The 2,947-nt window shown below is 44.1% G+C and carries 2 protein-coding genes; both read right to left on the bottom strand.

Features of this window, described 5'->3' with window-relative positions; all coding sequences use genetic code 11:
- The coding region (locus tag CXF78_RS18755) for an ABC transporter transmembrane domain-containing protein (protein ID WP_257984949.1) at window positions 1-892 on the bottom strand (892 nt) is incomplete at its 3' end.
- 35 nt (window positions 893-927) lie between these two features.
- A complete protein-coding gene (gene cydD / locus CXF78_RS18750; RefSeq protein WP_102037608.1) occupies window positions 928-2,718 on the bottom strand; it encodes a heme ABC transporter permease/ATP-binding protein CydD in 1,791 nt (596 codons plus the stop codon).
- Window positions 2,719-2,947 lie beyond the last annotated feature (229 nt).

Genomic DNA, 2,947 nt, shown 5'->3' with positions numbered 1-2,947 from the left:
GCATCATCATTTCAAGACTGGCCATAGTGGCAAACACCATTAAGGCCATTAACGGCCCCGGAGGCGAGGCATCTCCAACGCTTTGACCTGCTAAATACAACATAAACACCACCGCACAGCCATTGATTAGTATCAATAAGGCTTGGCTCAGCCCAGTAATATTAGCCATGGTGGTTTGCTGACTAAATAAAGCCCGCTGTGCTTGTTCCAGTTGCGCTAAATAACGTTTATTAGCACCAAATAAACTTAATTCGGCTTGCCCCTGAATAACATCAAGCAACTCAACTCGATATTGCCTTTGCGCTTGCATCAATGCTTGCCCAGGAGACTTACCTAAGTAATAAAATACTAACGGTAAAATAAACCAAGCTGCTAATAATAATGCACATAAACTCAAGGCTAAATGGTTATCAAACCACCCGAGAAACACCAACAATACCCCAATCATCATCAAAGATGCGGCCATTGGCGTGAGTAAGCGTAAGTAGAGATGATCTAACGTATCAATGTCGGCAACTAAACGATTGAGTAAGTCGCCTCTGCGCAGACCTTGTAAGTTGGCAGCACTCAACGGAAGCAACTTATTCCATGCCCAAACACGCAGTTGAGTCAGCAATTTAAAGGTCGCCTCATGCGTTGCTAAGCGCTCGCCGTAACGACTTGCCGTTCTGGCGATGGAGAAAAATCGAACGCCTCCTGCTGGAGTAAAAAAGTTGAACGTTTGGGCCGTCACCACGGCTAAGCCTGCTACCGCACTGGCAGATAAGAACCAGCCAGATAAAGACAACAGACCAATACCGGTGAGTAACGTGGTAAACGTAAGCAATAAACCGACTAACATCATCAGCCACTGGCGGCGGAACAAAGCAACAAACGGCCGTAGCACCTGAATAATATTACGCGGCGCGGCATCAACGGGTTGCGACATCAGCTCACCTCCTGTTGTTGATTCTGTTGTTGATTGAGCATTTGTGCTAATAATCCATCAGCCTGCCGTAAATCATTTACATGACCGTGTTGTACCACCATTCCGTTATCCATCACCAATATGTAATTCATGTTGTGTAGATCATCTAATTTATGGGTAACAGTTAATGCTGTTGTCGACTGCATCGCACGGTACAACGAAGTCAGCACTGATTGCTCGCTTTGGGCATCTAAGCTAGCGGTAGGTTCATCTAATAAAAACAATTTTGCGGGTTGAGCCAATGCACGTGCTAAAGCAAAACGTTGTGCCTGGCCCACTGACACACCTGCACTTTGGTCGCTTATCACTAAATCGAGGCCTAATGGTTGTTGCTTTACAAACTCACTGATATCAGCTTGTTCTAGCAACGTCATAATCTGCGCATCGTTTAATTGCGGATTGGCCAACGCGACATTTTCTCGCACCGTGCCATGAAACAATTGCGGATCTTGTCCTAACCAAGCCAAATGTTGACGCCACTGGGCCACATTAAGTTGTGACAATTCCTGACCATTAATGAGCAACGATCCCTGATAAGGTAAAAAACCTAGCAACGCATTCAGTAAACTGGTTTTACCCGCGCCACTCGGGCCCACAATAGCCCAATGCTCACCTGCGGGTAATGTAAATGAAATAGGCCCAGCTAAACGCTGTCCATCTAAGCTAAACACTTCAACCCCAATCGCTTGAATGTTTATACTTTCGGCTGTGAACGCCATATTTAATGATGTTGAATGGATTTTAGCGGGTGTATTAACTTGATAATCAAGCAGCTCAACCAGCGCTTCTGCAGCACCAATTGCTTGAGCTTTGGCGTGGTAATGAGTGCCTAAGTCTCGCAGGGGTTGGTAAAATTCTGGCGCTAAAATCAACACAAACATGCCGGTAAACAAACTTACCTGTACGCCATAGTGACCAAAATCTAAATGACCTAAGTAACTAAAGCCAAAGTACACCGCCAATACGGCAATCGATACCGCGGCAAAAAACTCTAATACCGCGGAGCTAAGAAAGGCTAAGCGTAATACCGACATCGTCCGGGCATGAAAATCTTCTGAAGCATGTTCAATATTCACTAACTCTGCTTCGCCGCGATTAAACAACTTTAACGTTTGCAGGCCTTTTAGACGATCCATAAAGTGGCCGCTTAAACGCGACAACGCCTGCATATTTTTACGATTAGCATCTGCGGCGCCCATACCCACTAAAATCATAAATAACGGAATCAATGGTGCCGTTGTCATTAAAATGATCCCAGCGGCCCAATTAAGCGGAAATACACAGGCTAATATCAGTAAAGGAATAAACCCCGCCAACATCATCTGCGGTAGGTATTTAGCATAAAAGTCATGCAAATCTTCAACTTGCTCAAATACTAAGGTTGCCCATGCCCCTGCAGGTTTGCCTTTAATAAATACCGGCCCTAATGCGACTAATTTATTGAGTACCGCTTGGCGTATATCGGTGCGTAAACGTTTGCCCGCCTCAAAGCTTATCCGTTCACGTACTTGCGCCAATAAGGCTCGGACAAATAACAAACCAATAAGGGCAAAAAATTGAAGGCTTAATGCTGCGGGAACAAGGTTATCAATAATGACACCCTGTAAAATCTGGGCAATAAAATAGGCCTGCGCCACGATGGCGATGCCATTGAGCACACCACATAACACCGATAGTTTGAGGAAAATACCACAAGAAGATTGTTGGCTTTTAAGCCATTTGGCTAATGACTTTTCTAACGACTTGTCCATGAAGCTCCGGCAGAGTTATCGATGACCACTTTAATCACGCAGTATCGCAGTACTGGCATCGAGTTAACACCTAAAACAGTGTAAATGTTATCTGATTCACATTTTGCTAATAAAGCCTTATTTAAAGATTAAATTTAGCCACTATCAGCTTGAAACTTATCAGATTCAATAAAGTGCATCTTTTACAAATAACATTGTTAATTGCAACACAATATTACAGTGTTCAGCG

The organism is Shewanella sp. 11B5 (genome assembly GCF_002836795.1).
Taxonomy (GTDB): domain Bacteria; phylum Pseudomonadota; class Gammaproteobacteria; order Enterobacterales; family Shewanellaceae; genus Shewanella; species Shewanella frigidimarina.
The sequence above is the reverse complement of the archived record's forward strand: the minus strand, read 5'-3'. Positions and strand labels throughout refer to the sequence as shown.

Coding starts and splice junctions, on each gene's coding strand:
- cydD (WP_102037608.1), bottom strand. CDS start 2,718: ATGGACAAGTCGTTAGAAAAGTCATTAGCCAAATGGCTTAAAAGCCAA.